The sequence below is a fragment of the Bradyrhizobium sp. HKCCYLRH3097 genome (genome assembly GCF_051167875.1).
Taxonomy (GTDB): Bacteria; Pseudomonadota; Alphaproteobacteria; order Rhizobiales; family Xanthobacteraceae; genus Bradyrhizobium.
In genome coordinates, this window is record NZ_JBNPTX010000002.1 from 232,366 (window position 1) to 258,497 (window position 26,132).

Consider the following 26,132-nt stretch of genomic DNA (forward strand, 5'->3'; position numbering starts at 1 on the left):
CGACCGCGGTGCGCCGGGTGCGCCGCGGTCGCTGGCGTTTTGGTCCGTGCGCGCGTCGGAGGACAACATTGAGCGAAGCGGCTTTCAACGGACTGCGACGGGTCTTCAACGCGCTGCTGGCGTCCGGGCTGGACTCGCAGAACCTGGCAGACATGCTCGCCGACCGCGCCTTCGATCTGTTCGAAGCCAACATCGATGCCCAGACGGCGCATCTGCCCACCCTCGCCTGCGCCAAGGGCTGCCCCTCCTGTTGCGCGCTGCGCGTGACCGCGACGGCACCGGAGATCTTCCTGCTCGCGCGCTACGCCCGGCAGATCGATCAGCGCATGCCGGCAACCGCGCTCGGCTCGCTGTCACGCCGGATCAAGCTCGCCAACCGCGCGACGCGTGGCCTGAGCGAGACCGAGCGAATGAAGCTGCGCCAGCCTTGCCCATTCGTCGTGCGCGGCGGCTGCATCATCCATCCCGCGCGTCCGCTCGCCTGCCGCGGCCATGCCTCGTTCGACCGGCGCGCCTGCGCGCAGGCCATGGCCGGCCGCGAGGTGGACGTGCCGGTCTCGGCGCCACACGTCGCGCTGCGCGCCCTGGTGCAGGATTCGCTCAGGGACGCGCTCGGTGCTGCGGGGCTCGCCTCTGGCCTCTATGAGCTCAACCAGGGTCTCGTTCTGGCGCTCGACGCCCCCGAGCGCGAGCGCGCCTGGCGCGACGGACAGGACAGCCTCGCGCCGGCGCGGATCGAGGCGTCGACGACGGCAGCGCAGACGGACGCGGTGCTCTGGAGCTCGGCGGCGGGTGACGCTTCGATCCGGGACGAGGTTCCAGAGGCAGAGCCAGGTCGCCAATCTCCTATGGCTTGAGGATCGAGGCCCCGGTCGTGACGCGGCTTTCGAGATCGGCGTGCGCCCGGCCCGCATCCTTCAGCGCATAGGCGTGATTGATCTGCACGTGCAGCTTGCCGCTGATCACCGCCGAGAACAGCGTGTCGGCGCCCTCCAGCAGCTCGGATCGTTTGCCGATGTAGTCGTTGAGCTTCGGCCGGGTCGCGAATAGAGAGCCGTGACTGTTGAGCTCGGCGATCGAGAATGGCGGCACCGGACCCGAGGCATTGCCGAAGCTAACGAACAGACCGCGCGGCTTCAGGCAGGACAAGGAGCCGGGGAAGGTCGACTTGCCGACGCCGTCATAGACCACGTCGCACAATTCGCCGCGGCTGATCTGCTTGACCCGCGCGACGAAGTCCTCCTCGTTGTAGAGGATGACGTGGTCGCAGCCATTGGCCAGCGCCAGATCCGCCTTCGCCGTGGAGCCGACGGTGCCGATGACGTGCGCGCCGAGCGCGCGCGCCCACTGGCAGGCCAGCAGGCCGATGCCGCCCGCGGCGGCGTGGATCAGGACGCGATGGTGCGGCTCGACCTTGAAGGTCTTGTGCAGCAGGTACCAGACCGTCAGCCCCTTGAGCATCAGTACCGCGCCCTGCTCATAGGTGATGTGGTCGGGCAGCTTGACCAGCCGCTGCCAGCCGATGTTGCGCTCGGTGGCATAGCCGCCGAGGTTCTCATAATACGCGACGCGATCGCCGGGATGGAAATGCGTGACGCCCGGCCCCACGGCGATCACCTCGCCGGCCGCTTCGTTGCCGGCGATGAACGGCAGGCCGGGCGCCTTGTACAGTCCGGTGCGATAGTACACGTCGATGAAGTTGAGGCCGATCGCGTGCTGGCGGATGCGGACCTCGCCGGGGCCGGGCGCGACGAGATCAACCGGCTCATAGACGAGCGCTTCGGGGCCTCCCACCTTGTGCACGCGCACCGCCTTGACCATCCCGCCATCTCCCCTTCGGACTCTCCATCGCCGCGTCCGGGAAGCCGGCGAAAGAACCTTCGACACTTACCTGATTCTCATCGGACATCCGGCTCCGTTGAAGGAGCCGACCTCCGGCCGCGCATCGGGCGCTGCCGGCGGCAAAAGCGAAGGCGATCACGACGGCCTTGTCAACTCGGCGCCTGTCAGGCGTTGCGCTTCCTGCGGTTGCGCGAGGCCATCACGTTGAAGGCTTCGACTGCCAGCGCAAAGACGATCGCGAAGTAGATGTAGCCGCGCGGGATGTGGAACTCGAAGCCGTCGGCGACCAGCGCGACGCCGATCAGCACCAGGAAGGCGAGCGCCAGCATCTTGGTGGTCGGATGGTTCGCCACGAAACGCGCTACGGGTCCCGAGGACACGTACATGATGACGACAGCGATGATGACGGCGGCGATCATGATCTCGAGATCCTGGGCCATGCCGATCGCGGTGATGATCGAGTCCAGCGAGAACACGAGATCGATGACGATGATCTGCAGGATCACCCAGAAGAACTTGTTGGCGCCGCCGCCCTGCGCCCCCTCCTCCCCCTCGCGCGCCTCGACCTCGGCATGGATCTCGTGCGTGGCCTTGGCGATCAGGAACAGGCCGCCGGCGATCAGGATGATGTCGCGCCAGGAGAAGCCGAGGCCACCGATCGTGAACACCGGCTGCGTCAGCCCGATCAGCCAGACCAGCACGCTGAGCAGCAGGATGCGGAAGATCAAGGCCAACGCCAACCCGATCTGGCGGGCGCGTGTCGCCTGCGGCTGCGGGATGCGCGAGGTGATCACCGACAGGAAGATGACGTTGTCGATGCCGAGAACGATCTCGAGGGCGGTCAGGGTGAGCAGCGCGGCCCACGCTTCGGGACTGGTCAGAAGGGCGATCATGCTTTCAAGGATCTCAACAGGCGGATCGCGGAGTCGCTCGCGACGATGTAGAGGGCGATCGCGCACAACAAAGTCGTTACGATCGGGCCCACGGCGAAGTTGTTTCCCAGCACGTCGATGACCAGGACGCCCCAGAGCGCGACCAGCGGCAGCGTCAGCCAGCGCAGCCGTTCGACGCGCACCGGGTGGATGACATGGAATGGGACGAAGGTCAGCGCGATCAGGACCGCGAGACCCAAGGTCGCCAACGATGGCGAGGGATGCAGCAGGAACAGGTAGAATGCCGCGATGTTCCAGAGTCCCGGAAACCCGCGAAAATGATTGTCGTCGCTCTTCATGCGGCGATCGGCGAAATACAGTGCGCCGGTGACGGCGATGCCGACGCCGATGACCGGCGCGGCGAGCGGCAGCAGCATCCCGCTGGCGGTGATGGCGTAGGCCGGCACGAACACATAGGTCGTGAAATCCACCACCAGATCGAGCACGTCGCCCGACCAGTCCGGCTGCACATGGACGACGTCGAGCCGGCGCGCCAGCGGCCCGTCGATGCCGTCGATGATGAGCGCGCCGCCGAGCCACCAGAACATCGCAGTCCAATGCTCGCGCACGGCCTCGAGCATCGCGAGCAGCGCGACGCCCGCACCGAGCGCGGTGAAGACGTGCACCGAGAACGCCGCGGCACGATGCGCGGGCGTTGCGGCCACCCTGCTCTCTGGTCTCAACTGATCCATGCGACGCCAGTGCTATCAGGAATCGGAGCCAATTGCATATCCGCCGTTGCGGCCATGCGCCGCGCAGGCTCACGCAATACCCTTGAAAAAGCCCTGCAGGAACGTCAAATGTTCCCGCATGAGCAACACAGACGCCAGCTTTGATGTCATCGTCGTCGGCGGCGGACCCGCCGGGCTCGCCGCCGCGATTGCATTGTCGCAGACCGGGGCGCGGACGGCGCTCGTGGCCCGCAAGGCTCCATATGCCGACAACCGCACCACCGCCCTGCTCGGCGGCTCGGTCGATTTCCTCGACGAGATCGGCGTCTGGTCATCGTGTCGTGACCGCGCCGCCGGCCTGAAGGCGATGCGGCTGGTCGACGATACCGGCCGGCTGTTCCGAGCCCCGGAGGTGCGCTTCGTCGCCGACGAGATCGGTCTCGACGTGTTCGGCTACAACATCGCCAATGCCGCCCTGGTCGACGCGCTGGAACAACGCGCCGGCGAGATCGTCGGCCTGGTGCGGATCGCCGAGGATGCGGAAAGCGTGCGCAGCGATGCCGATGCGGCGACCGTCACCAGCGCATCGGGCCGCGTGCTGACGGCACGGCTCGTGGTCGGCGCCGATGGCCGGCATTCGCTGTGCCGCGAGGCCGCCGGCATCGGCGTGAGCCGGCGCACGCTGCAGCAGTCTGCGCTGACCTTCAACATCACCCATGCGCGGCCGCATCACAACGTGTCGACGGAATTCCACACGCCGCAGGGCCCCTGCGTGTTCGTGCCGCTGCCGGGCGACCGCTCCAGCGTCGTCTGGGTCGCAGCCCCGAAGGAGGCCGACCGGCTGTTCGCGCTCGACGACGACGCCCTGTCCGACGCCGCCGAGCGGCAGTCGCATTCGATCTTCGGACGCGTTCGCGTCGAGCCGGGCCGCCATGTGTTTCCGCTCGCGATCGAGCGGCCCCTGCGCTACGCGCAAAACCGCATCGCCCTGGTCGGCGAGGCCGCGCATGTGGTGCCGCCGATCGGTGCGCAGGGACTGAACCTCGGCCTGCGCGACGGCATCGACATCGCCGATGTCGTGCGCAAGGCCAATGCGGCCGGCGAGGATATCGGTGCCCCGCAGGTGCTCGCGCGCTACGGTGCCGCGCGCCGCGCCGACATCCTGAGCCGCACCTTCGCCATCGACGTCGCCAACCGCTCGCTGCTCAGCGATCTCCTGCCGATGCAGTCGCTGCGCGCCGTCGGCATGCACCTGATGAGCGGCATCGGTCCGCTGCGGCGGCTCGCGATGCGCGAGGGCCTGGCGCCGTCATGGAGAGCCACGCGCAAGGCCGGTTGAGCACCGTCAGGGAAACACCAGCCGGCCAGTCTGGATCAGCCACATCACGCTGGTCAGGGTGATCACCGAGGCGAAGGTGCCGATCAGCACCGCCGATGAGGCCGGCTCGATCCAGCTGTCATTCTGGCGCGCGATCACGAACACATTGAGCGCCGGCGGCAGCGCCGCCATCAGCACCGCAGTCGCCGCCCAAGGCTGCGCGAACGGCCCGAACAGCAGCATCAGCCCGAACGACAGCAGCGGGTGGACGACGAGCTTCACCACGGTCAGGACCGGCACCTCCCAGGGCAGCCGCTCGAACGGGCGCAGCGCCACGGTCACGCCGAGCGCGAACAGCGCCGTCGGCGCGGCGGCGTTCTGCAGGAACTGCAGGGTGCGGTCGAGCACGGTCGGCGGATGCAGCTGAAACGCCGCCGCCAGGATGCCGGCTGCCGTCGCCATGATCAGCGGGTTCTGCAGGATCTGGCGCAGCACCGTGCGCAGCGCATGCACCACCGAGGCGTGGTCGCGCTCGGTCAGCTCGACGAGCAGCGGCACGATCGAGAACAGGAAGATGCTGTCGCAGCAGAAGATCAGCGCGGTCGGCGCCGCCGCCTTGGTCCCGAGCACGGCCAGCGCCAGCCCAGGCCCCATATAGCCGATGTTGCCGTAGCCGCCCGCGAGCCCGGCCATGGTCGCCTCGCGTAGCGACAGCCGCCCGATGGCCTTGCCGAGCACGAGCGCCAGGGCGAAGGTGAGCATGGTAGCGAGCGTCGTTGCAACCAGGAAGGGAGGGTTGCTCAGCTCCGTGAACGGCGTGCGCGCGATGAGGTTGAACATCAAAGCGGGCAGCGAGACGTAGAGCAGGAAGAAGTTCATCCAGGCGAGCCCGGCTTCGGGCAGCCTCCTCCACTTACCGCAGGCGAAGCCTATGAAAACGACGCCGAAATAAGGCAGGGCCAGATTGAGAATGTCGAACATGGGCTCGGAAGATGACCCCCTGAGGGGGCCTGGGAAGGGCCTGGAATGCGGGGGCGTCGCGGCTTGACGCGAATCGGATCGGTCTAGATCAAATCCGCCCGCGGGGCACTAGCATCGCTCCCCATCCTGGTCTATTCGACTGGGATGATCAAAGCGCGAACTGCCAAGTTTCAGATCGGCCAGATCGTCCGGCATCGGGTGTTCTCGTTCCGGGGCGTGATTTTCGACATCGATCCGGAGTTCAACAACACCGAGGAATGGTGGTTGTCGATTCCCGAGGAGGTCCGTCCGCACAAGGACCAGCCATTCTATCACCTGCTGGCCGAGAACGCGGAATCCGAATACGTCGCCTATGTCTCCGAGCAGAACCTGGTTCCCGACGAGTCCGGCGAGCCGATCCGCCATTCCCAGGTTGCGGAGATCTTCATCAAGGACAAGTCCGGCGGCTATCGTCCGCGCAATCCGCTGATGAACTGACCTGTCGACCGGAGGGCTTCAACCCAGCGCCGGCGGCGCAGGCTTGATCTTTGGTCCCGGCGCGCAAGTTCCCCTCACATCCGTCCGCAGAACGAAAAAGGCGCTCCGAATGGAGCGCCCTTGATTTTGCGGAATGGACCCGACCGGCGTTACTGCTTCGCCTGCGGCTGGCCCGGCTGGGTCTGCTCGAGCTTCTTGCGCTGCTCCTCGGCGCGCTTCTGCAGCTCTTCCTGCAGCTTCTTCTGGGTTTCTTCGAACTGCTTCGGGTCGGTCGGCGGACCATCATAGGCCTTGGCGAAGCTGCTGTTGCCTTCCTGCAGCGGCAGCGGCAGCGTCAGCGCGGTGCCGTTCGAGTTGATCGCCTGGACGTAGAGGGTCTGGCCCTTCTTGAGGCTGTTCACGAATTCGGGCGTTGCTTCGTAGTCCGACATGCAGCCGTTCTGGAAGCAGATGACGTATTTGCCTTCCATGAACTGGTTGTTGTCGATGACGATGCGGGTTCCGGGCTGCAACTGCATGCCGAGCGGCAGGGTCACACGCAGGATCTTCTTCGGCTCGCCTTCGGGCTCGATGATGACCGCTGCAACCACAGGCTGACCGGATTCGATGCGGCCGTCCTTGCCAATGAAGCAGACCTGCTTGGCGTTGGCATCCTGCCCCTTCAGGCAGAACTTGGTCCACGGCGCATAGATCAGCTGCGGCATCTCCTGCTGAGCCTGGGCCTGAGGCTGGCCGCCGGCGGGAGGAGTGGCAGGGGCCTGGGCGGCCGGAGCGGGAGCCTTGGGAGCGGCAGCCGGAGCCTTCGCCTTCGGCGCTTGAGCCTGCGCAACCGAAGGAGCGAAGGAAACGGCCAGCGCGGTGACCGCGAGCAGCGCGACAAGCCGCCCACGCGGCCCAACCGACGAGGCCAAGTCACGGAAATTCATTGCGGAAAACCCTTTCTGAACGGCAGCGCCCGAGACCGCCAAAGGCGCCACACCAAGCCGTTGAAGCGGCTGTCTCCTCAGGAAATGAGGCGGTTGAGTGACAGGCGTTACCGCCGTAACTCAATCGCCCGCCTTCTTAACGCGGTGCGCGGAAGAATCAATGCCGCGAGACCATGTCGAAGCCGCGGTCTAGCGCTGGCGAGCGTGTGGTAAAAGCCCCTTGTGACCTGTTCCGAATCAAATGCTTGCGCCCCGATCCTGATGCTGCAGCGCATGTTCAGCGCGGCCGTGCGATGTGTCGCCGTCACCCTGGCATTGTTGCCCGAGGTCTACACTCCCATGGCGAAAGCGGCAGAAACTGCGGCGATCGCCATGCATGGTCACCCGGCCTTGCCCGCCGACTTCGACCACATGGCGTACGCGAATCCCGACGCGCCCAAGGGCGGTCGTCTGGTCTGGGGACTGCTCGGCACCTTCGATAGCCTGAACCCGTTCACCGTCCGCGGTATCGCAGTGCAGCAAATCCGCAGCTATGTGGTCGAGAGCCTGCTCACCCGCGGCAATGACGAGCCGTTCACGCTGTATGGCCTGCTGGCGAAAACCGTCGAGACCGACGAGAACAGGACCTATGTCACCTTCCGGCTCGACCCGCGCGCCCGCTTCGCCGACGGCAGCCGGGTGCGCGCCGAGGACGTGGCGTTCTCCTTTGCGCTGCTGCGTGATCACGGCCGCCCCAACCACCGGCAATACTACGGCAAGGTCGCCAGGGTCGACGTGCTTGATCCGCTGACCATCCGGTTCGATTTCGGCGGCGCCGAAGACCGCGAGTTGCCGCTGATCCTCGGCCTGATGCCGATTCTGGCGAAGCACGCGACCGACCTGGCGAGCTTCGAGGACACGACGATGACCGCGCCGCTCGGGTCGGGCCCGTATCGTGTCACCGCGGTGCAGCCGGGATCCAGTGTCACCCTCACCCGCAATCCGGACTATTGGGGACGCGACCTGCCGGTCAACCGCGGATTGTGGAACTTCGACGAGGTCCGGCTCGATTACTACCGCGAGTCCAATGGACAGTTCGAAGCCTTCAAGCGCGGGCTGTACGACTTCCGCGTCGAGACCGAACCGCTGCGCTGGCACGACGGCTACGACTTCCCGGCCGCGCGCAATGGCGAGGTCATCCGCGACAGCTTCACCTCGGGGATGCCGCAGCCCTCGCAGTTCCTGGTGTTCAACACGCGGCGGCCGGTGTTCGCCGACGTGAAGGTGCGCCGTGCGCTGACGCTGCTGTTCGATTTCGAATGGATCAACCGCAACTACTTCTTCGGGCTGTACCGCCGCAGCGGTGGCTATTTCGCCGGATCCGAGCTTTCGGCCTATGGACGTCCAGCCGATGCGGCCGAGCTCGATCTGTTGAAGCCGTACGCCGCGCAGATCCCCCCCGATATCATGGACGGCAGCTACCGCCTGCCGATCACCGACGGGTCCGGCCGCGACCGCGCAACGCTGAAGGCGGCGCTCGATCTGCTTGGCGAGGCCGGCTATGGCTTCGACGGGACGGTCTTGCGGTATCGGACGACGCGGGCCCCCCTCGCCTTCGAGATCCTGGTCACGACGCGCGACCAGGAGCGTATTGCGCTGGCTTACGCCGGCAGTCTCAAGCGGGCCGGCATCAATGCGTCCGTCAGGGTCGTCGATCCCGTGCAGTTCGACCAGCGCCGCCTGAGCTTCGAGTTCGACATGATCCAGAACCGCTGGGACCAGTCGCTGTCTCCCGGCAACGAGCAGGCGTTCTATTGGGGCAGCGAGGCCGCCGACCGCACCGGAACCCGCAACTACATGGGCGCCAAGGACCCGGCGATCGACGCCATGATCGCGGCGCTGTTGCGCGCCCGCGACAGGCCGGAATTTATCTCGACGGTTCGCGCATTGGACCGTACCCTGATGGCGGGGTTCTACGCTATTCCAGTGCTCAATGCCGCCGAGGAATGGATCGCGCGGTGGAATCGTATAGAACGGCCAGAGAGGACAGCTTTGACGGGAGCGCTCCCGGAGAGCTGGTGGCAGCGGCCGGAGCCGGCACGGAAGTGACCAATCGGGGCAATTGGTCGTGGCCGGGTCCGTGAAAGTACGGGGCAACAGGTGAATCAGGCCAATACGTCGCCGACGCTCGACGCGTTGTTTCAACGCATCCTGGCGCGCAAGCCGGATGCGGTTGCGCTGGTCGATCCGATCAACAAGCAGCGCGTCACCGGGCGACCGCCGATGCGCCTGACCTATGCCGAAGCCGATCGCGTGATCTCGGCGCTGGCCGCGCACTTCGTCGACGCCGGCCTGCCGGCTCATTCGGTGATCGCGGTCCAACTGCCCAACACGATCGAGTTCGTGCTGACGGTGCTGGCCGCGCATCGCGCCGGCCTCGTGGTCGCCGTATTCCCGCTGCTGTGGCGTCAGTCGGAGCTCGTGGCGGCGCTGAACCGCACCAGCGCGCGCGCCATCGTCACGATGTCGAAGATCGACGGCGTGATTCACTCCGATCTCGCGATGAATGCGGCGGCGGAGGCGTTCTCGATCCGCCACGTCTGCGGCTTCGGCTCCGATCTGCCCGAGGGGATGTATTCGCTGGACCAGTCGATCGCAAAACCCTCGCGCTCGACGCGCGGGCTCATGCCGGACGGCCGCAAGGCCGCGATCGTCTCCTTCGACGTGACCGCCGACGGCTTCCGCGCCGTGCCGCGCACCCATTTGAGCCTGATCGCCGGTGGGCTCGCCGTCTCGCTCGAGAGCGATCTGCCGCAGGGCGTGAACATGATGTCGGCCTTCCTGCCGTCGTCATTCGCCGGCCTCGCCGCCTCGGTCGTGACCTGGCTGTTGTCCGGCGGCACCCTTGCGCTGCACCACCCGTTCGACGCCGACGCGCTGGAACAGCAGCTCGCGGAGCTGGCCTGCGATACGCTGGTCGCCCCGGCTCAACTCGCCTTGCGTCTCGACGAGGGCAATCTGGCCGCGCGGCTGCCGAACCTGCGCTATGTGCTCGGCCTGTGGCGCGCGCCCGAGCAGGTGGCGTCGAGCGCATCGTGGAGAACGCGCGACATCGAGATGACCGACGTCTATCTGTTCGGTGAAGCCGGACTGTTCGCCGTGCGCCGCACCGCGGCCGATGGCAGTCCCGGGCCGGTCAAGCCGGGCCGCCAGGGCGCGCCGCGCGAACAGCCGGGCTCGTCGATCGCCGGCGAGATCCTGGTGACGCCGAAGGGCACGCTCGGACTGCGTGGGCCCATGGTCGTGTTGGCCGCCTACGCGCCGCCGCAACCGCCGAGCGACTCGCTGATGCCGGCAGCGCCGCGCGACTACGTCGACACCGAATACGCCGTGCGCCTCGACCGCGCCCAGGACACGATCTCGATCACGGCGCCGCCGGCCGGCGTGATGGCCGTTGGCGGCTACCGCTTCCTCGCCCAGGATCTGCACGAATGGTCGAGGCGGCTGGGCCAGGGCGCGCTGCTGACCGCTCTGCCCGACCGTCTCAGCGGTCACCGCCTCGCGGGCCGCGCGATGGACAATGCGCGCGCGCGGGAAGCGCTTGCCGAGCTGGGACTCAATCCGCTGATGGTCGAGGCCTTCCGCGACCGCGCCGGCTCGGGCGGCTGATCCTGCCGTCCGGACAGCTACGGAACCGTCATGTTTGGAACAGTGTTGACGCTGCGTTAACGGGAGGGACCCTAGGATCGCGATGTAACGTCAGCGTATCCTGAGTTCCCTGGATGTCCCCACAAGGCCCGCTTCTCATCGTCTCCTCGTCCACGCGGCCTTCGCTGAGTGCGGCCCTCGCGGTGGCGCAAATTCTCCCCTCCGTCGAGACGCGCTGGGCTGATGCGATCAGCATGATGTCCAAGGTTCAGCCGGCGGCGGTCGTTGCCGTCGTCGAGGATGTTGATGCAACCGAGCTTGCGGCGTTCTCGCGTCATGTCGGCGCGCGCAAGCCGTACGTGCCGCTGATCGCAATCGCACCCGGTGGCGCTGTCCTGCCCGACCACGCCATTCCCTTGCATGGCAGCGACAATCACGAGCGGCTGCTGGCGCGGCTGCGCGCGGCGTTGCGCGTCCGCACGCTGCACACCACCGTGCTGCGCCGTCTCGATGAGAAGAAAGCACCCGACGCCACATTGCCGGAAACAGATCCGCTCGATGACGCGACCGTGCTGCTGCTCGGCCGCGGCAGCTCCCTGCCCGGCCTGTCGGTCGCGCTCGGCGAACGCATGGCGGTCGTCGGCGCGCTGAGCATCGAAGCCGCCGCCAAACATCTGTCGAGCCGCGACATCGACGGCATCGTGCTCGGCGAAGGGTTTTCGCCGCGCGTGGTCGATGCGTTCCTCGCGGTGCTCGCCGAGGACACCCGCTTCCGCAACCTTGCCGTCGTCGTCACTGCCAACCAGCCGGCGCCGCTGCAGGAACTCGCCAATCTCGAGATCATCGCCGGCGCTCCCGCGCACATCGCGGCCAGCGCGCTGCCCTTGATCCGCCAGCACGCCTTCGAAGCGCGCCTCAACCGCACGCTGCGCGCCATCGAAGCCGGCGGCATGCTCGACCCGCAGACCGGCCTGCTCACCCGTAACGCTTTTGCGCGCGACTTTGCCACCGCCGTCAGTCAGACCCAGAAGAGCGGCGGCAGCCTAGCGGTGGCCCGCTTCGCCTTCGATCCGGTCAATCCGCGCGCCCAGTATGACGGCGCCCGCATCATCAGCCGCCTGATGCGGCGGATGGATTTCGGCACCCACGAGGACAACGGCTCCGTCGTCGTCGTGTTCGCCGAGACGGATCTGCGCTCGGCCCACGCCATCGCCCGCCGCCTCTCCAGCGTGATGCGCCACACCTCGCACGGCAAACGCGACACGCGCACGGAGCCTTCGGTCACCGTCGCCGCGCTGCAGCCGGGCGACACCGCGCGCACCTTGCTGGCCCGCGTCTACGGCGAGGCGCAACGCGCGGCTTCATAGAACGATGTTTCCTGCGTCACGGGCGTCATTGCGAGTGACCTGCCACCGAAGTTTCATCCAGTAGCATTTAGAGTCCTGTTGGGTTTTACGCCGAGTGGCGTGGGTGCAGCAACGGGCGATTGGCGGAGCTGGTGGGGGTTGCGCATCCGATCGCCCGTTGCGGTGAGATTGGCCGCATAGGCCGCAAACTCCTAGGGGCAGGTCACTACAACAAAGTATATAATGTCAGATCTGAGCCCTTCGTCTGGACCAAGAAAAAGGCCCGGCAACGCCGCTTCAAAGACCGCCGTATCACCGAGCTATGATTCCGGGTACCAGGTCCGCTTGCGCACGCCAGTTGAAACGGTCTCGTGTGCACGCACATGGGTGCAGATCGTGATAACGAGCGCAAGCCGGCTGCACTGCCAGTCAGCGCCGAGCGCGGCGCTAGTGGGTGACGTCACGTTGACCGACAATAATGCCGCTACGCTGGCAAACATCACGCACGCCGCGATCAGCACCGCTCCCTTGTGGGTCCTTGGGTGGGAAATCATGGCCTTGGCTCCTGTACGATGGCCGGAAGAATAAAGGGCAGGCTCCACAGTCCTTGTGAACTAATTCACGACCTGACCCAAAGTTTTCGCTGGTGGCCCGAAGGCGTGCGCGATTGCTGGCGCTGGATCAGCGCCGCAGCCGGACTCGCGCACCGGAGCAAACAGCATCTTTGTTCGGCCACCTCGTCGGCCCGAGGCGGGCGGCGTGGACGGAATGTCAACGCCGAGCGCCTTGGCTGTCTTGAGATTGACGACCAGCTCAAACCTGGTTGTCTGCTCGACGGGCTTCGCGTCCGGCTGCTGCCTCGGCTTGATCTTGATCAAGTTCAGCAGCGTCGCCGCCACGATCATCACCAGGACGCCGCCAACACTGAGCGCGATCTGCATCGTCAGCCCCTCCGAGATGCCGAGCAGCGCCAGGCGGCTGGCGAACGTCAGCAGAACGCCGAGGCAGTAGATTGGCAGCGAGTTCTGGCCACAGAGAACGGCGCCGCGCATCACCGCCGTCGTCAGCCCTCGCCAATTGCGAGGCACTAACCATACCACCAAAACCGCAAGGGCCAAGAAATGCAGCAGTCGCAATGGATCGAGATTAGATTTGTCCATCGGGTAAAGCAGCGTCAGCAGCGCCTGCGGGACCAGCGCTTCCAGCGGTTTGATGCTCCAGCTCAATGCGATGATGAGGCTGAACACCAGATAGAGAGCGGCAGCCACAAGCGCGGTGCGTGAGGTCACCCATGGCCGGGCTCTCTTGTCTTCGATCATCCACCACACGCCAAGCACGACCAGCAGCTGCCAAGCCAGCGGATTGAAGGCCCAGTGGCCGTTCGGCCATGCCGGGATGGTCCATCCGAAGACGTGCACCAGTGCGTAAAGCAACAGCGACGCGCCGAGCGTTGCGTTCGGCGCTCGCAGCAGCAGCCACAGCAGCGGCGCGAACAAAAGGTGATAAAGCACGAAGAGCGGCAAGACGTCGGTGTTGACGGGGCAGTATTGCAGGATCGCCGCATGCGCGAGCGTCACGCCCGGCTGTTCCAACAGAATGCGCGTATTGCTCTCGTCGGCAAGATGGCCGCCGCCTGCGAGGTGAACCATGATGGCGCAGGCGAGCGTGAGCAGCAGAAATGCGACATAAATATCCCAGCTTCGCCACAGCGTCCGGCCGATCACGCCGGTCCACCCCCCGCAGCGCCATGCCTTGCCGTAGGCCAACGCGCAGGTTACGCCCGACACGAACATGAACACTTCCGCGGCATCGCTGAAGCCGTAGTTCCGCAGTGTCAGCCAGCTCCCGATGTTGTTGGGGACATGATCAAGAAAGATGCACCAGAGCGCGATGCCGCGGCAGGCATCAATGCGCAAATCGCGGCCGTAGCCTTTCAGCTCCGGCAACGCGCCTACCGATGGCTTCAGGTCGGCAGTTCGATCATGCATCTGATTGCCCCGTCCGGCGTACGAGCACGCTTCAAGAGGGACCGAATTTGACAGAAAGTCACCGCCGCGCTGCCGGATCGTGACAACGCCGCAATCTAGATTTGCTTCACGCCGACCCCGGCCACCAAAGCTATTACGATAATGATCATATGGCGGCTGGCGGCGCTTGGTAGAACCTGCTGGCGCGTGAGGCTGTCCGTTTGACGATCATCGTTCAAACGGCAGAGCGCGTAAATCAGCCGGAGGTCCACAGAGAGAGGTTCCTAGGTCCTATGATCAAGGTACCGTACAGATCTCGGCATCAATCACCTTTGCCTACAGGCGAAGGAGACCCTGAGTCCCACGACTTTCGTGGTCCGTACTCGCGCTCCTACCGTGCGGTGACTACAATTACACCACACAACGGCATTCGGCTCCTACCTTGAGTGCCCGGCGGCGAACCGCTGGTTGGGCCAAGGATGATGGTGGATAGACGGTATCGAGAGCCAGTCTTCCGCCAGCTTCTTCCTCGCCAAAGACCCGAAGGTGGGTGTATGTTTTTTGAGTTGGATCTCCGTGCAATGGGATGACGGAGAGCTTTTATGAAAGTTCTTATTGTCGACGACCATGCATTAATCCGCGAGGCGTTGCACGCTGTCGTGAAACAACTGAAGCGAGACTCCGTCATTTTTGAAGCTTCGAACGGCCGTGAGGCAGTGCACATAGTCGAGGAACATCCTGACATCAGCCTCATTTTGCTTGATATCAATTTGCCTGATCGAGATGGCTTCTCTGTCCTCCGCGAACTGCGTGACCGCTATGCGACCATTGCTATCGTCATTCTCTCGTCCTCGGATGATCAAGATACAGTCAAGCGTGCCTTCAAACTTGGCGCTCTGGGTTTCATCCCGAAAACTACCGAACGTGAGGTCATGCTCAACGCCATCAAGTTAGTGTTCTCTGGCGGCATTTACATTCCCTCGGAGATACTTGAGGAACCAACGTCTCCGCGGCCTGCAAATAAGCTAGCGACGCGGGACTCTCCCAAGGGTCTCGGGTTGACCGATCGGCAGATTGAAGTGCTTGCGCTCCTGATGAAGGGAAAAAGCAACAAGATCATTGCCAAGACCCTCGATATGGCCGTGCCGACCGTGAAGAACCACATCACGGTCGTTCTCAAGGCACTCAATGTAACGAGTCGCACCGAGGCAGTAATAGAAGTAGGAAAAATGGGCTGGGACTTGTCGCCGAAATCTGATTCATAGCGCCGCCCCGGTGTCTCTCCTATCGCCTTGATCCCTCAAGAACTCGTGCATGACAGCGCGGAGCCGCATTGGGTCGACAGGTTTGTGCAGCAAAATGTACCCTCTGTCCTTAGCGTCACGTAATGGTTCGGGTGCCGTATCGCCGCTGGTGAGGATAGCTGGAATTGACGAGCCAAACGCCGCACTAATTTGTTCAATTGCTCGGATACCGGTCTTTCCGCTGGCAAGATGATAGTCCGAGATTATAAGATCGAGGCGTTGTTGGCGCTCAGCCAGTCGGATGAGCGCAGCTTCGTCGGATCCGGCGGTAAGGACGGAGTATCCCCATTTGCCAAGCAATCCGCCCGTCTCCTCTCGCACAATTGGAGCATCGGCAATAACAAGAATTACCTTACCTTCGACCGCTGCGGGGCGAGGTGAGTCGACGGGCTCAGTGGACCTGACGCATTTATCGGCCATCGGAATCAGGATTGAGAATCGCGAACCTCGGCCCACAGTCGAAGCTAAGTCGACTTGATGGTTGAGAAGTACGCGAAGCCTGTCGACAATAGCCAGGCCGAGCCCCAGGCCGCCGTACCGGTTCCGTTCTGGGCCGGGTAGTTGAAAAAACTCGCCAAAGATATTCTGCTTCTGATCCTCAGGAATGCCGGGACCGCTATCCCATACTTCGATACGCAACATTTCACCGCGCCGACGACATCCGACGATGATCCCGCCCCGTGACGTATAGCGCACAGCATTGGATACCAGATTGAGCAGTATGCGTTCGAGCAGCATGGCGTCGCTCCGCACCCAGGCGTCACTTCGCCGAACGCGTAGACGCAAGCATTTTTCTCGCGTTGCCTGATCAAACGTAGTCTCAATTGTTTGCAACAGGCGCGCGATCGGGAATTCGGTAATTTTGGGTGTAAGGATTCCAGCATCGAGCCTGGAAATATCCAGGAGCGAGTTGAACATTTCATCCATTTCTTTGCGCGTTGCATCGATCCGCTCGATCGTCTTTGTCCTTTCCCCCGATTTGAGCGGCGTGCGCAGCTGTGCAACGAACAGGCCTAGTGCATGTAATGGCTGCCGCAAATCATGGCTTGCCATGGCAAGAAAGCGCGATTTTGCTGCATTGGCGAGCTCCAGCTCTTGCGTACGCTCAGCGACCTTCCGTTCGAGTTCCATCTGCGCGTGGCGCAGACTTTCCTCCGCTTTCTTGCGCACCTCGACGTCGGCGCTCAGTAGCAAGCTTGGAACGGCAATACTGATCAAAAACATCAATACCAGCAGGAATGAAACGTTGAGATCCACGGTCGTGAAGGGGCCGCCGCCCGTGAGCGTCCCCCAAATCGTGATCCCCGCAAGCACCAGCGCAACCGTTGCGGTGTCACGTGGACCGCGGCGCAGCGCCGCCCACAACATTGGCAGGATCGCGAGAAAACCCAATGGATTTCGGCTCGGCGTTTGCTCGATCAGGGGGCTGAAAGCAATGAGTCCAACAGCCGCCGCTGTTGCGAGGACGCCGACCGTCTCCAAAAATTCCTTGCGGTTGAAAGCATGGTAGGGGCTTGATGCCCAAAGCACGATAACGGGGGCAATGACCAGCGCGCCGGTCACATCTCCCAGCCACCATGTGACCCAGGCGTTTGCGAAATTCGTCCGTTCGATGTACCCGGCGGTTGCCAGGCTGGACAGTCCAATGCTGGCGCTGATCGGTGTCGCGATCACGAGGCAAATCAAGGTAAACTTCGCGACAGAATATGGCGTCGAAAACGTATTACATCCGCTCGACCATCGATTGATTAGGTAAGCGCCAACAACCGCTTCAAGAGAGTTACCGGTCGCAATCGCAATCGCGGTGGCAACCGAGCCGGCGGTCGTCGCATTGGCGATCACCGCCGCCGTGAAAATTGCGGGCCAAGTCCGATATCCCCACAACAGCACCGCCGCCAGCGCGACACCTGTCGGTGGCCAAATTGGCGTTGCACTGGGATGAATAGAGGCGAGAGCAAGGCCACCTTTTGCCAGGGCGAAATAGATCAGTCCAATTGCGACCAGACCGCCGGCATAGCTAATGCCTCGGCGGAAATTTATCTCCGGCGATAGTGATCGTGGATCGGACATCGTCGATGCCTGAACTAGGCAGTTGGATCGCCCCCCACAACTGACCTTTGATCTTCTTGAAGATCTGCGAAACTGATCTCGTTGATAAAAATCTGTGAAACATTAATCCTCTTTAGGGACTCGTGCGACCATCTCAAGGTTGCACACGCGTTCGAGCCGGACTTAGCTAGCGCTCGCATGATGCCGATACCGGCGAGCATCGCAGGCCCGCCCTGTTCTGCAACTGACCTGCCACCGAAGTTTCATCCGGTAGGATTTAGAGTCCTGTTGGGTTTGACGCCGAGTGGCGCGGGTGCAGCAACGGGCGATTGGCGGAGCTGGTCGGGGTTGCGCAGCCGTTCGCCCGTTGCGGGGAGGTTGGCGGCTGAAGAATGGCGGCGGCCTTGCCGTCGCGCGCTTCGCCTTCGATCACGTCAACCCCCGCGCCCAATATGACGGCGCGCGCATCATCAGCCGGCTGATGCGCCGGATGGATTTCGGGACCCACGAGGACAACGGCTCGGTCGTGGTCGTGTTCGCCGAGACCGATCTGCGTTCGGCCATGCGATCGTGCGGCGGCTGTCGAGCCGTGATGCGCCATACCTCGCATGGCAAGCGCAACGCGCGCATGGAGACGGCGGTGACCGTCGCCGCGCTGTAGCAGGGCGACACCGCACGCACGCTGCTGGCCCGGGTCTATGGCGAGCCGCAGCGCGCGGCGTCGTGAAGCCCACTAGTAAGCCTGCCTCAGGCAAGCACTTCAATTCCGATGAGCCGCCCATCCGCATCGAGATCCAGGATTATGTCGGCGCCAACGTATGAAAGAAGGTCAGACAATGGTACTTGCCTGGCAGAGCACCCCTTTGTTCCTGACCCGGGATGCTCAGGCAACATCAGATACGCCACGTTCGGATCGTCTGCACTGATGCGAAGTGCGATGTTACGTTGCGTCATCGACATCTCCCAAGCAGGCGCATCAACGTCCGTAAGGTGGGTACACGCGCATGCACGATCTCGCCATATGTGAGCGCAAGACGGCGCCGTGCCCGCCATCCCAAGAAATTAGCCGAGCGTACCATAAATTGTAAGGGATCGCTTCCAGCAAGTCCAAGACACGGCGTGTGCGCGTGGCTCGCATATCCTGACTTCGGTCGTCAGATCTCATCGGCTTGGCCACGATCTCAACCGAACACTGGCATCTTCAGATCGCGCATTTGCCCCACTCGTCTGATGCTATCACCCTTAGTTCGGGGGCGTCTGACGAAGCGAAGGATGGCGCGATGCAAAACCGACAATCTCGCGATGAGACCGACTGGATCAGCGTGATCGCGATCGTCTCAGTCTTCACGATCGCCAGCCTTGCGTTGCATTTCGGCTGGATGCTTCGCTAACGCTCCATTGCGCTACGCCGCCTTCTTCTTCTCCGCGAGCTCCGCCAGGTCCTTCAGAATATCCGTGGTCCCGGCCAGCCGCTCTTCCAGCGTCTCCCAGACCTGCAGGAACACGACCTTCATGTCCGGGCGGACCTTGGCGGCCTGGCCGTGACGCTTGATGAAGGCGACGAGGCGGTCCGGATAGGCAAAACTGTTGTCGCGGAAGGCGATGACGGCGCCCTTCGGGCCGGCATCGACCTTCTCGACATTGGCGCGGCGGCAGTAGTTCTTGATCGCGGCGACCTTGAACAGATAGCGCGTCTCGTCCGGCAGCTTGCCGAAGCGATCGCGCAATTCGGCGGCGAAGTTCTCGATCTCGTCGTCGGTCTCGAGATCGGCGAGCCGGCGGTACAGCGACAGCCGCACGGAGAGGTCGGAGACGTAGTCCTCGGGGATCAGCACGGGCATGCCGATCGTGATCTGCGGCGACCAGCGGTCGACCGTCGGCTCGGTGATGCCGGCCTTGAGGTTCTCGATCGCCTCCTCCAGCATCGACTGATAGAGCTCGAAGCCGACCTCCCTGATGTGGCCGGACTGTTCGTCGCCCAGCAGATTGCCGGCGCCGCGGATGTCGAGGTCGTGGCTGGCGAGCTGGAAGCCGGCCCCCAGCGTCTCCAGCGACTGCAGCACGCCCAGGCGCTTTTCGGCCAGTGGGCTGATCTTGTGCGTCGACGGCAGGGTGAACAGCGCATAAGCGCGCAGCTTGGAGCGGCCGACGCGGCCGCGCAGCTGATAGAGCTGGGCAAGGCCGAACATGTCGGCACGGTGCACGATCAGCGTGTTGGCGCGGGGAATGTCGAGGCCGGATTCGACGATCGTGGTCGACAGCAGGATGTCGAACTTGCCGTCGTAGAATGCGCCGATGATGTCCTCGATCACGGTCGGCGCCATCTGGCCGTGCGCGACCGCGACCTTCATCTCCGGCACGGTCTTGTCGAGGAACTCCTTGACCTCGGCGAGATCGTCGATGCGCGGCACCACGTAGAACGCCTGGCCACCGCGATAGCGCTCGCGTAAGAGCGCCTCGCGGATCATCACGGGATCATGCGGCGCGACGAAGGTGCGAACGGCGAGACGATCGACTGGCGGCGAGGCGATGATCGACAACTCGCGCACACCGGTGAGAGCGAGCTGCAAGGTGCGCGGGATCGGCGTTGCCGACAGGGTCAGCACATGCACCTCGGCGCGCAGCTGCTTGAGCCGCTCCTTGTGGCTGACGCCGAAATGCTGCTCCTCGTCGACGATGACGAGGCCGAGATCGCGGAACTTGATCGCCTTGCCGAGCAGCGCATGGGTGCCGACGACGATGTCGACCGAGCCGTCGGCGAGGCCCTTCTTGACCTGATTGAGCTCCTTGGTGCTGACCAGCCGCGACGCCTGTGCGACGTTGACCGGAAAGCCCTTGAAGCGCTCAGCGAAAGTCTTTGCATGCTGGCGCGCGAGCAGCGTGGTCGGCACGACGACGGCGACCTGCTTGCCGTCGAGCGCGACCGCGAACGCGGCCCGCAACGCCACCTCGGTCTTGCCGAAACCGACGTCGCCGCAGACCAGCCGGTCCATCGGACGTCCCGCTTCGAGATCGGCGAGCGTCGCCTGGATCGCAGCGAGCTGATCCTCGGTCTCGTCATAGGGGAAGCGCGCGCAGAACTCGTCATAGAGGCCGGCCTGCACCGGCAGCTTCGGCGCCTCGTGCAGCATGCGTTCGGCGGCGATCTTGATCAGCTCGCCGGCCATCTCGCGGATTCGGTTCTTGAGCTTGGCCTTGCGTGTTTGCCAGCCGGAGCCGCCGAGCTTGTCGAGCTCGACATTGGTCTGGTCGGAACCGTAGCGCGACAACAGCTCGATGTTCTCGACCGGCAGATACAGCTTCGTTTCGCCGGCGTAGCGCAGCTCGAGACAGTCATGCGGCGCGCCGGCGACCTCGAGCGTCTGCAGCCCGACGAAGCGGCCGATGCCGTGATCGACATGAACGACGATGTCGCCGATCGCGAGGCTCGTCACCTCCGAGATGAAATTGTCGAGCTTGCGGCTCGCCCGGCGCGGCCGCACCAGGCGGTCGCCGAGAATGTCCTGCTCGGAGATGACCGCGATCTGATCGGTCTCGAAGCCGGTCTCGAGACCGAGCACCGCGAGCATGGTCTCGTTGCGCGGCGTCGCCTGCACCACGCGCCAGGTGTTGACGCTGGTGACATGGATCAGCTTGTGATCCTTCAGCATGCTCGCCATGCGGTCGCGCGAGCCTTCGCTCCACAGCGCGATCACGACCTTCTTGCGCACCGATTGCAGCGCCTGCACGTGCGCCACCACGGCCTCGAATACGTTGACGGCGGAATCGTTGCGCTCGGGCGCGAAGTTGCGGCCCTGTCGCGCGCCGATGTCGACGACGTTGGCGCTCTCCGGCACCGCGAACGGAGTGACACGCGCCAGCGGGACGGCGGCGAGCCGCTCGGCCCATTCGGAGGACGTCAGATAGAGGCGGTCGACCGTCAGCGGCTTGTAGATCGCCCCGCCGCCGGGATGCTCCATCGCCTCGCGGCGCGCGTCGTAATAATCGATGATCTGCTTGAAGCGCTCGCGCGCGGCATCCTCGCCCTGCGGCTCGATCACGATGGGTGTGTTCGGCAGATAGTCGAACAAGGTCTCCATCTTGTCGTGGAACAGCGGCAGCCAGTGCTCCATGCCCGGATAGCGGCGGCCTTCGCTGACGGCCTCGTACAGCGCATCGTCGCGCTCCGGCGCGCCGAACTCGGCGACATAGCCCATGCGGAAGCGGCGGATGGTGTCGGTGACGAGCTGGAATTCGGAAACGGGCACGAGGTCGAGCGAGCGCATGTCGAGCAGGGTGCGCTGGGTCTCGGCGTCGAAGGTGCGGATCGATTCCAGGCTATCGCCGAAAAAGTCGAAGCGCACGGGCTGGTCGAGGCCGGCCGGGAACAGGTCGAGGATGCCGCCACGCACGGCATATTCGCCGCTTTCGCGGACGGTCGACGAGCGGTGGTAGCCATTGTGCTCAAGCCAGGCGATCACCGAATCCATCGGCACGACATGGCCCGGAGCGACCGACAGCGCCTGCCCCGCCATGGTGTCGCGCGAGGGGACGCGCTGCACGATGGCGTTGACGGTGGTCAGCACGATCAGCGGCTTGTCGCTGCCGGCGAGGCGCGACAGCCGTGCGAGCGTGGTCACGCGCTGGGCGAGGATGCCGCCATGTGGCGAGACGCGGTCATAGGGCTGGCAGTCCCAGGCCGGGAACTGCATCACCGGCAGATCCGGCGCGAAGAAGTCGAGCGCTCGCGCCAGCTGCTGCATCCGGTTGCCGTCGCGGCAGACCACGGCGAGGCTCACCGCCGGCGGCTTCGGCTTGGCCGCGGTGGCGCGCGCGAGGTCGGAGACGACGAGGCCTTCGGCGCCTTCCGCGACGTTGGCGAGCGTGAGCGCGCGCCCCGGCGCGAGGTGCTCGGCGGGCGACTTGACCGGGCTCTTCATCAATCGGCGCCCACCGCGCGGAACGCCTTGATGCGCTCGAACAGCGCCGGAGTCTGCTCCGGCGGCAGCGGCCGGGCGCCGGTGACCGCGGCATAGAAGTCCGGGTCGGGGACTTCGAGCAGTTGCTCGAGCTCGGCCAGCTCGCCTTCGCTGAGGGCGCCGATCTCGGCGTCGGCAAAGCGGCCGAGGATCAGATCCATCTCGCGGGTGCCGCGATGCCAGCAGCGGAACAGGAGCCGCTTGCGGCGGTCGTCAAGGCCTTGGCTCGATCGGGTCGTTCCGGTCATCGCGACATCCTGCTGTTCAACGCCAAAAGCCCGGACGGTGCCGGGCGCGGTTGATATAGCGGTGCACAGCGCCCCTGTCAGCCCCTCCCGGGCTGCAGAACCGGCATGCCCGGCACCTCGAACCTGAGAAAAAGACGTGGATGTCTCGGCATTCGCGGCTATTCCGGCTCCCAAACCGCTTTAAGTGTTCGCTCCATGCGCCCCAGCATCCTCAATCCTCTGTTTGCGCCGGTCACGACCCTGTCGGGGGTCGGACCGAAGCAGGACAAGCTGCTGCGCTACCTGCTCGGCTGCACCGAGACGCCGCGGCTGGTCGACCTGCTGCTGCATCTGCCGGCCAGCGTGATCGACCGCCGCAACCGGCCGAAGGTCCGCGACGTCGAGGTCGGAACCGTGGTGACGCTCGAAGTCACGGTCGACCGCCACCGTCCCTCGCGCAACGCGCGCGCGCCATACCTCGTTTACGCCAGCGACGAGACCGGTGACGTCGTGCTGACGTTCTTCCGGCCCAAGGGCGACTACATCGAGAAGATGCTTCCGGTCGGCGCCAAGCGCTACGTCTCCGGCACCGTGCAGATGTATGACGGCGTGCCGCAGATCGTGCATCCCGACCGCATCCTGGACGAGGCCGGCTTCGCCAAGCTCTCGGGCATCGATCCGGTCTATCCGCTGACCGAAGGCTTGGCGCTCGGCTCGCTGCGGCGGGCGATCGCTGCGGCGCTGACCAAGCTGCCTGAGCTGCCGGAATGGATCAGTCCGGAGGTGCTCCGACGCTGCAACTTCCCCTCGCTGAAGGAGGCGCTGACGCGGGTGCACGTGCCGCAGGAGCTGACCGACATCCTGCCGGAAAACCCGTTCTGGTCGCGGCTGGCCTTCGATGAGCTGCTCGCCGGCCAATTGGCACTGGCCCTGGTGCGGGCGCAGCTGCGCCGGCCCGCGGGCAACCGCCATGCCGGCGACGGCCGGCTGCGCCGCAAGATCATCGACGCCCTGCCCTATGCGCTGACGAACTCGCAAGCCGAGGCGATGGCCGCGATTGCCGCCGATCTCGAAAAGCCGGTGCGGATGCTGCGGCTGCTGCAGGGCGACGTCGGCTCCGGCAAGACGGTGGTAGCGCTGCTGGCGGCGGCCGCCGTGGCCGAGGCCGGCAAGCAGGCCGCGCTGATGGCGCCGACCGAGATTCTGGCGCGCCAGCATGCCAAGACCATCGCGCCGCTCGCCGCGCGCGCCGGCATGAACGTGGTCATCCTGACCGGACGCGAGAAGGGCAAGGAACGCCGCGACATCCTCGCCCGACTCGAAGCCGGTGAGATCGACATCCTCATCGGCACGCACGCGCTGATCCAGGACGACGTGGTCTTCAAGTCGCTGGCGCTCGCCATCGTCGACGAGCAGCATCGCTTCGGTGTGCGCGAGCGGCTGGCGCTGACCTCGAAGGGCGAGGCCGTCGACGTGCTGGTTCTGTCGGCGACGCCGATCCCGCGCACCCTCGTGCTGACCTATTTCGGCGACATGGACATTTCCGAGCTGCGCGAGAAGCCGGCCGGTCGGCAGCCGATCGACACCCGCGCGGTGGCCGACACCAGGCTCGGCGAGGTCGTCGACGCCGTCGGCCGCGCGCTCGATGCCGGCAAGCTGGTGTACTGGATCTGCCCGCTGGTCGAGGAATCCGAGGCCGAGGGCATCGATCATCTCACCAACGCGACGGATCGCTTCGAGAGCCTGCGCGAGCGCTTCGGCGACAAGGTCGGCCTCGTCCACGGCAAGATGAAGGGCAGCGAGAAGGACGAGGTCATGGGGCGGTTCGCGGCCCATGAGCTGCGCCTGCTGGTTGCGACCACCGTGGTCGAGGTCGGCGTCGACGTGCCGGCGGCCAGCATCATGGTGATCGAGAACGCCGAGCGCTTCGGCCTGGCGCAGTTGCACCAGCTGCGCGGCAGGATCGGCCGCGGCTCGGAAGCCTCGACCTGCATCCTGCTCTATCGCGAACCGCTCGGGCCGATGTCGAAGGCCCGCCTCGCCGTGATCCGAGAGACTACTGACGGCTTCCGTATCGCCGAGGAGGATCTCAAGCTGCGTGGCGAAGGCGACGTGCTCGGTATCCGCCAGAGCGGCCTGCCCGGCTACCGCATCGCGCGGCCCGAGGTGCATGCCCAACTGATCACCCAGGCCCGCGACGAGGCGCTGCGGATACTCAAGGAAGACCCGAAGCTGAAGGGCCCGCGCAGCGATGCGCTGCGCTGCCTGCTGTATCTCTACGAACGCGACGAGGCGATCCCGCTGCTGACGGCGGGTTGATCAGCAGAAGGTGCATCAACAAACTCCCCTGTCGTCCCGGCCCTGAGCCGGGACCCTTAACCCCAGGGATCAGTTTGAGGCAGGATGGCGATGGGCTTTTTCGCACCTCACAACCGCCGCGGAGTATGGGTCCGGGTCTGCGCCACGATGGGCTATCGCGCGTCGTGGCTCGCACGGGACGACGAGCTGAAATCGTCTACTTCGTTTTGCAACTCTCGGCGAACGCCACCAGCTGCGCCGCGTCGGTGCCCTCGCCCTGCACGTCCGCCGCAATGTGCTCGAACAACCGCGCAAAGCCCTCGTAGATCAGAGCAGCCGGATGATCCTCGCCGAGGAACCCCGCGATCTCGCGCATTTCGGCGACCCAGCGATAGGCCTTCGGCAGCATGTCCGGCAGTGCGTTGGCGAGACGGGCCTGGACGTGCGGCAGGCTCAGCGCCAGCTCGTCGCGCAGCGCGTCGGCGGCGCCGGCGCGGGTGGCGGCCAGCACCATCGCGGCGCCGAGCCCTGTCAGTCCCTTGTTGATGCCGGCATAGGCCATCTTCAGCGCCGAAGCCGCGCCGATCGGCCCTTCGATCCGGCGCAGATCGAGCCCGAGTTCGCCCAACGCGGCGACATCGGCTGCCGCCTCGCCGCTCACATAGAAGGCCGGTCCCTTCGTGCCGGGCTTCGGCGGCAGACCGATGATGGCGGCGTCGACCAGGCGCGCGCCCGACGACAGCACGATGTCCTCGATGGTCCGGATGGTCTCGACGTTGACGGCGTTGCAGTCGACGATGATGGGCTTCTTCGAATTCCGGTTGATGACCGTCGCGAGCTGCTCCGCCAGCGCCACAGCCTCGCCCGGCGGCACGATCGACAGGATGATGTCGGCATTGGCGATCTCGGCGTCGCTGGCGCCGACCATGCCGGATGCGGCCGCCCTCGCCCGCGTCGCCGCGCTGCGTTCCTCGAGCGACGTCAGAACCTTGCAGCCGTGCTCCACGAGACGGGCGGCGATGGCGCTGCCCATGGCGCCGGGCGCGATGACGGCAATGCTGGGAGGCATGATGACGCTCCGATTCCAACGATGGTCTCGAAGACTATGCGCACCCCATGACAAAATTGAAGGCACGAAAACGAAGGGCAGCCCTTCCGGGCTGCCCTCGCCTTGGCCGCAGCGTCAACGCTCCCCTCAGAGCCCCCGAG

22 protein-coding genes and 1 pseudogene are annotated in these 26,132 nt (G+C 64.8%); 10 read left to right on the forward strand and 13 right to left on the reverse strand.

Annotated elements, in window-relative coordinates:
• Positions 1 to 68 precede the first annotated feature (68 nt).
• The gene (locus tag ACQR0U_RS06660; RefSeq protein ID WP_434843022.1) at positions 69 to 857 is read left to right on the forward strand and encodes a YkgJ family cysteine cluster protein; all 789 of its coding nucleotides are present in this window, start codon (positions 69 to 71) and stop codon (positions 855 to 857) included.
• On the opposite strand, the gene ACQR0U_RS06665 is transcribed toward ACQR0U_RS06660, so the two are convergent.
• The 3 genes from ACQR0U_RS06665 to pcsA form a co-directional block, all read right to left on the reverse strand.
• Positions 847 to 1,821, reverse strand: coding sequence for a quinone oxidoreductase family protein (locus ACQR0U_RS06665; RefSeq protein WP_315751589.1), 975 nt, complete (start codon positions 1,819 to 1,821; stop codon positions 847 to 849). The genes ACQR0U_RS06660 and ACQR0U_RS06665 overlap by 11 nt on opposite strands.
• Before the next feature lie 185 nt (positions 1,822 to 2,006).
• Positions 2,007 to 2,735: a TerC family protein gene (locus ACQR0U_RS06670; RefSeq protein ID WP_434843021.1), complete on the reverse strand. Its 729-nt coding sequence runs from the start codon at positions 2,733 to 2,735 to the stop codon at positions 2,007 to 2,009.
• Positions 2,732 to 3,466, reverse strand: a complete 735-nt coding sequence (gene pcsA / locus ACQR0U_RS06675) for a phosphatidylcholine synthase (protein ID WP_434843020.1) — start codon at positions 3,464 to 3,466, stop codon at positions 2,732 to 2,734. The genes ACQR0U_RS06670 and pcsA overlap by 4 nt, the downstream gene beginning before the upstream one ends.
• 118 nt (positions 3,467 to 3,584) lie before the next feature.
• Here pcsA and ACQR0U_RS06680 point away from each other — a divergent pair, with 118 nt between their 5' ends.
• On the forward strand, positions 3,585 to 4,784 hold the full coding sequence (locus ACQR0U_RS06680) for a UbiH/UbiF family hydroxylase (protein WP_434843019.1): 1,200 nt from the start codon (positions 3,585 to 3,587) through the stop codon (positions 4,782 to 4,784).
• Between the two features lie 6 nt (positions 4,785 to 4,790).
• Here the strand turns inward: ACQR0U_RS06680 and ACQR0U_RS06685 are convergent, their stop codons facing one another.
• On the reverse strand, positions 4,791 to 5,744 hold the full coding sequence (locus tag ACQR0U_RS06685) for an AEC family transporter (RefSeq protein WP_316167933.1): 954 nt from the start codon (positions 5,742 to 5,744) through the stop codon (positions 4,791 to 4,793).
• A 144-nt stretch (positions 5,745 to 5,888) separates the two neighbouring features.
• Here ACQR0U_RS06685 and hspQ point away from each other — a divergent pair, with 144 nt between their 5' ends.
• Positions 5,889 to 6,221 carry a heat shock protein HspQ gene (gene hspQ / locus ACQR0U_RS06690; protein ID WP_315711998.1) on the forward strand — a complete coding sequence of 111 codons (333 nt, stop codon included), beginning with the start codon at positions 5,889 to 5,891 and terminating at the stop codon, positions 6,219 to 6,221.
• A gap of 149 nt (positions 6,222 to 6,370) precedes the next feature.
• Here the strand turns inward: hspQ and ACQR0U_RS06695 are convergent, their stop codons facing one another.
• The gene (locus ACQR0U_RS06695) at positions 6,371 to 7,147 is read right to left on the reverse strand and encodes an invasion associated locus B family protein (protein WP_315751592.1); all 777 of its coding nucleotides are present in this window, start codon (positions 7,145 to 7,147) and stop codon (positions 6,371 to 6,373) included.
• Between the two features lie 261 nt (positions 7,148 to 7,408).
• Between ACQR0U_RS06695 and ACQR0U_RS06700 the strand changes: the two genes are divergently transcribed.
• The 3 genes from ACQR0U_RS06700 to ACQR0U_RS06710 all read left to right on the forward strand — a co-directional run bounded on the left by ACQR0U_RS06700 (position 7,409) and on the right by ACQR0U_RS06710 (position 12,141).
• The gene (locus ACQR0U_RS06700) at positions 7,409 to 9,235 is read left to right on the forward strand and encodes an extracellular solute-binding protein (protein WP_434843018.1); all 1,827 of its coding nucleotides are present in this window, start codon (positions 7,409 to 7,411) and stop codon (positions 9,233 to 9,235) included.
• Positions 9,236 to 9,286: 51 nt separating this feature from the next.
• On the forward strand, positions 9,287 to 10,795 hold the full coding sequence (locus tag ACQR0U_RS06705) for a class I adenylate-forming enzyme family protein (protein WP_316167932.1): 1,509 nt from the start codon (positions 9,287 to 9,289) through the stop codon (positions 10,793 to 10,795).
• Between the two features lie 113 nt (positions 10,796 to 10,908).
• Positions 10,909 to 12,141 carry a GGDEF domain-containing protein gene (locus ACQR0U_RS06710; protein WP_315828484.1) on the forward strand — a complete coding sequence of 411 codons (1,233 nt, stop codon included), beginning with the start codon at positions 10,909 to 10,911 and terminating at the stop codon, positions 12,139 to 12,141.
• Positions 12,142 to 12,194: 53 nt separating this feature from the next.
• Here ACQR0U_RS06710 and ACQR0U_RS06715 read toward each other — a convergent pair.
• From ACQR0U_RS06715 to opgC, 3 genes and pseudogenes are all read right to left on the reverse strand, one after another.
• Positions 12,195 to 12,326: pseudogene (locus ACQR0U_RS06715) on the reverse strand (IS3 family transposase); the annotation flags it as partial.
• Between the two features lie 114 nt (positions 12,327 to 12,440).
• Positions 12,441 to 12,674, reverse strand: coding sequence for a hypothetical protein (locus tag ACQR0U_RS06720; RefSeq protein WP_315712004.1), 234 nt, complete (start codon positions 12,672 to 12,674; stop codon positions 12,441 to 12,443).
• 60 nt (positions 12,675 to 12,734) lie between these two features.
• On the reverse strand, positions 12,735 to 14,108 hold the full coding sequence (gene opgC, locus ACQR0U_RS06725) for an OpgC domain-containing protein (protein WP_316185041.1): 1,374 nt from the start codon (positions 14,106 to 14,108) through the stop codon (positions 12,735 to 12,737).
• Between the two features lie 581 nt (positions 14,109 to 14,689).
• On the opposite strand from opgC, the gene ACQR0U_RS06730 reads away from it, so the two are divergent.
• Positions 14,690 to 15,352, forward strand: coding sequence for a response regulator transcription factor (locus tag ACQR0U_RS06730; RefSeq protein WP_315751597.1), 663 nt, complete (start codon positions 14,690 to 14,692; stop codon positions 15,350 to 15,352).
• Here ACQR0U_RS06730 and ACQR0U_RS06735 read toward each other — a convergent pair.
• Entirely contained in the window at positions 15,347 to 17,461 is a 2,115-nt protein-coding gene (locus ACQR0U_RS06735) for an MASE1 domain-containing protein (RefSeq protein ID WP_434843017.1), read from the reverse strand. The two genes, ACQR0U_RS06730 and ACQR0U_RS06735, sit on opposite strands and share 6 nt — an antisense overlap.
• A gap of 346 nt (positions 17,462 to 17,807) precedes the next feature.
• Between ACQR0U_RS06735 and ACQR0U_RS06740 the strand changes: the two genes are divergently transcribed.
• Positions 17,808 to 18,101 carry a hypothetical protein gene (locus tag ACQR0U_RS06740; protein WP_315712009.1) on the forward strand — a complete coding sequence of 98 codons (294 nt, stop codon included), beginning with the start codon at positions 17,808 to 17,810 and terminating at the stop codon, positions 18,099 to 18,101.
• An 86-nt stretch (positions 18,102 to 18,187) separates the two neighbouring features.
• On the opposite strand, the gene ACQR0U_RS06745 is transcribed toward ACQR0U_RS06740, so the two are convergent.
• Entirely contained in the window at positions 18,188 to 18,493 is a 306-nt protein-coding gene (locus ACQR0U_RS06745; RefSeq protein WP_410052262.1) for a DUF2283 domain-containing protein, read from the reverse strand.
• 116 nt (positions 18,494 to 18,609) lie between these two features.
• On the opposite strand from ACQR0U_RS06745, the gene ACQR0U_RS06750 reads away from it, so the two are divergent.
• On the forward strand, positions 18,610 to 18,831 hold the full coding sequence (locus ACQR0U_RS06750) for a hypothetical protein (protein WP_315712011.1): 222 nt from the start codon (positions 18,610 to 18,612) through the stop codon (positions 18,829 to 18,831).
• A 12-nt stretch (positions 18,832 to 18,843) separates the two neighbouring features.
• Here the strand turns inward: ACQR0U_RS06750 and mfd are convergent, their stop codons facing one another.
• On the reverse strand, positions 18,844 to 22,359 hold the full coding sequence (gene mfd / locus ACQR0U_RS06755; RefSeq protein ID WP_316170511.1) for a transcription-repair coupling factor: 3,516 nt from the start codon (positions 22,357 to 22,359) through the stop codon (positions 18,844 to 18,846).
• Positions 22,359 to 22,646 carry a succinate dehydrogenase assembly factor 2 gene (locus ACQR0U_RS06760; RefSeq protein WP_315751602.1) on the reverse strand — a complete coding sequence of 96 codons (288 nt, stop codon included), beginning with the start codon at positions 22,644 to 22,646 and terminating at the stop codon, positions 22,359 to 22,361. The genes mfd and ACQR0U_RS06760 overlap by 1 nt, the downstream gene beginning before the upstream one ends.
• A gap of 195 nt (positions 22,647 to 22,841) precedes the next feature.
• Between ACQR0U_RS06760 and recG the strand changes: the two genes are divergently transcribed.
• Positions 22,842 to 24,944 (forward strand): ATP-dependent DNA helicase RecG, encoded by a 2,103-nt coding sequence (recG, locus tag ACQR0U_RS06765; protein WP_315826933.1) that lies wholly within the window; start codon positions 22,842 to 22,844, stop codon positions 24,942 to 24,944.
• A gap of 196 nt (positions 24,945 to 25,140) precedes the next feature.
• Here recG and ACQR0U_RS06770 read toward each other — a convergent pair whose 3' ends face one another.
• A complete protein-coding gene (locus tag ACQR0U_RS06770) occupies positions 25,141 to 25,992 on the reverse strand; it encodes an NAD(P)-dependent oxidoreductase (RefSeq protein ID WP_315826932.1) in 852 nt (283 codons plus the stop codon).
• Positions 25,993 to 26,132 lie beyond the last annotated feature (140 nt).

Bases quoted from the DNA above. Each gene is read 5' to 3' on its own strand.
- ACQR0U_RS06665 (WP_315751589.1), bottom strand. From the start codon at position 1,821: ATGGTCAAGGCGGTGCGCGTGCACAAGGTGGGAGGCCCCGAAGCGCTC.
- ACQR0U_RS06670 (WP_434843021.1), bottom strand. From the start codon at position 2,735: ATGATCGCCCTTCTGACCAGTCCCGAAGCGTGGGCCGCGCTGCTCACC.
- pcsA (WP_434843020.1), bottom strand. From the start codon at position 3,466: ATGGATCAGTTGAGACCAGAGAGCAGGGTGGCCGCAACGCCCGCGCAT.
- ACQR0U_RS06680 (WP_434843019.1), top strand. From the start codon at position 3,585: ATGAGCAACACAGACGCCAGCTTTGATGTCATCGTCGTCGGCGGCGGA.
- ACQR0U_RS06685 (WP_316167933.1), bottom strand. From the start codon at position 5,744: ATGTTCGACATTCTCAATCTGGCCCTGCCTTATTTCGGCGTCGTTTTC.
- hspQ (WP_315711998.1), top strand. From the start codon at position 5,889: ATGATCAAAGCGCGAACTGCCAAGTTTCAGATCGGCCAGATCGTCCGG.
- ACQR0U_RS06695 (WP_315751592.1), bottom strand. From the start codon at position 7,147: ATGAATTTCCGTGACTTGGCCTCGTCGGTTGGGCCGCGTGGGCGGCTT.
- ACQR0U_RS06700 (WP_434843018.1), top strand. From the start codon at position 7,409: ATGCTGCAGCGCATGTTCAGCGCGGCCGTGCGATGTGTCGCCGTCACC.
- ACQR0U_RS06710 (WP_315828484.1), top strand. From the start codon at position 10,909: ATGTCCCCACAAGGCCCGCTTCTCATCGTCTCCTCGTCCACGCGGCCT.
- ACQR0U_RS06720 (WP_315712004.1), bottom strand. From the start codon at position 12,674: ATGATTTCCCACCCAAGGACCCACAAGGGAGCGGTGCTGATCGCGGCG.
- opgC (WP_316185041.1), bottom strand. From the start codon at position 14,108: ATGCATGATCGAACTGCCGACCTGAAGCCATCGGTAGGCGCGTTGCCG.
- ACQR0U_RS06730 (WP_315751597.1), top strand. From the start codon at position 14,690: ATGAAAGTTCTTATTGTCGACGACCATGCATTAATCCGCGAGGCGTTG.
- ACQR0U_RS06735 (WP_434843017.1), bottom strand. From the start codon at position 17,461: ATGTCCGATCCACGATCACTATCGCCGGAGATAAATTTCCGCCGAGGC.
- ACQR0U_RS06745 (WP_410052262.1), bottom strand. From the start codon at position 18,493: ATGGCGGGCACGGCGCCGTCTTGCGCTCACATATGGCGAGATCGTGCA.
- mfd (WP_316170511.1), bottom strand. From the start codon at position 22,359: ATGAAGAGCCCGGTCAAGTCGCCCGCCGAGCACCTCGCGCCGGGGCGC.
- ACQR0U_RS06760 (WP_315751602.1), bottom strand. From the start codon at position 22,646: ATGACCGGAACGACCCGATCGAGCCAAGGCCTTGACGACCGCCGCAAG.
- recG (WP_315826933.1), top strand. From the start codon at position 22,842: ATGCGCCCCAGCATCCTCAATCCTCTGTTTGCGCCGGTCACGACCCTG.
- ACQR0U_RS06770 (WP_315826932.1), bottom strand. From the start codon at position 25,992: ATGCCTCCCAGCATTGCCGTCATCGCGCCCGGCGCCATGGGCAGCGCC.